General features: G+C 65.6%; 1 protein-coding gene. It reads right to left on the bottom strand.

Annotated features, from left to right (window positions below; genetic code table 11):
• Nucleotides 1–76: 76 nt before the first annotated feature.
• Nucleotides 77–1,453 carry an IS1182 family transposase gene (locus GR702_RS21915; RefSeq protein WP_160987621.1) on the bottom strand — a complete coding sequence of 459 codons (1,377 nt, stop codon included), beginning with the start codon at nucleotides 1,451–1,453 and terminating at the stop codon, nucleotides 77–79.
• Between the last annotated feature and the right edge of the window lie 82 nt (nucleotides 1,454–1,535).

The following is a 1,535-nucleotide window of genomic DNA, read 5'->3' as shown; positions in this document are numbered from 1 at the left end:
GGATTGTGTTGAAAAACCCGCCCCTGAGGCTGGCGCGGGCGCGAGCCTGATCGTGTCGCTGAGGCTTGGCCCCCGCTTATGCGGGGGCTTGGGTGGCTTGCATGGGGATCAGCTTGGCCATCTTGCGGAGGTTTTGGGCGGTGGCAGCGAGGAGGAACTCGTCTCTTGCGCCGTTTGGACCTCGCAGGCGCAGGCGATCCATCCTGAGGATGCGCTTGAGGTGCGCGAACAGCATCTCGACCTTCTTGCGCTGGCGGCGCGAGACCAGATAGGCATCGGTCGTGGCGATATCGCGGGCGAGATCCCGGGCACCCTCGTGGACTGAGCGCAGTATCTTGCGCGCTGGCTGGGTCGGGCAACAGCGCGGCTTGAGAGCGCAGGCGTCACAGTCGAGCTTGCTGGCGCGGTAGCGCAGCATGCCGTTCTCATCGACGAACGGCCGATCCTCGCGATAGACCTTCTGCCTCTGGCGCAGCCGCTTGCCGGCAGGACAGATATAGCTGTCGTCGTCGTGGTCGTAGCTGAAGGCCGAACGCTCGAAGGTATCGTCGCGGCGGGCGGACTTGTCGAACACCGGGATGTGCGGCTCGATCCCGCGCTCCTCGACCAGCCAGGACAGGTTCCTGGCATCGCCATACCCGGCATCGCCCACGAGCCGCTCGGGCCACAGGCCAAAGCGCTCCTGCGTTCTGTCGATCATGCGGCGCTGGGCGGTCACCTCGGCCTGGCGGATGGCGGTGGTCGCCTCGACATCGACGATCACCGCGTGCTGGAGATCGATGAGGTAGTTGGTCGCATAGGCGAAGAAGGCGCGCTCGCGGCTTGCCGCGGTCCAGCGCGCAGCCGGATCGGCCACCGCCAACTGCTTGGGCGGCACCGGTGTCGCGCCCCCGAAGGCGGCATCGTCGAGCACGGCCAGATACTCGCGAACAGCATGGCTGGTGGCCGGGTCCGGCAGACCATCCGCCTGATCGACGGCATGCTGGCGGTTCACATCGGCGCGCACGAGGCTGCCGTCGACCGCGAAGCCCTCGCCGCCGACTAGCCCCTCGGCAATGCAGCGCGCCACGGTCGTCTCGAACAACTGGCGCAGCACATCGCTGTCGCGGAAGCGCCCATGGCGGTTCTTGGAGAAGGTCGAGTGGTCGGGCACATCGCCTTCCAGCCCGAGGCGGCAGAACCAGCGATAGGCGAGGTTGACATGCACCTCCTCGCACAGCCGTCGCTCGGACCGGATGCCCATGCAGTAGCCGATGATCAGCATCCGGATCATCAGCTCGGGATCGACCGAGGGCCGACCGGTCGCGCTGTAGAACGGGCGCAGATGTTCGCGAATGCCCGACAGATCAACGAACCGGTCGATCGAGCGCAGCAGGTGATCCGCCGGCACATGCCGCTCCAGGTTGAAGCTGTAAAACAGCGCCTCCTGCGCCACCGTCCGCTCGCCCATCATCCCGACATCTCCGCCTACCTGCGGAGAGATAGAATCAATACTTTAGCGCCATTGCAAGGCCGAGTTTTTCAACAGAATCGGG

The sequence above is a fragment of the Novosphingobium silvae genome (assembly GCF_009856825.1).
GTDB lineage: Bacteria > Pseudomonadota > Alphaproteobacteria > Sphingomonadales > Sphingomonadaceae > Novosphingobium > Novosphingobium silvae.
The sequence above is the reverse complement of the archived record's forward strand: the minus strand, read 5'-3'. Positions and strand labels throughout refer to the sequence as shown.

Coding starts and splice junctions, on each gene's coding strand:
- GR702_RS21915 (WP_160987621.1), bottom strand. CDS start 1,453: ATGATGGGCGAGCGGACGGTGGCGCAGGAGGCGCTGTTTTACAGCTTC.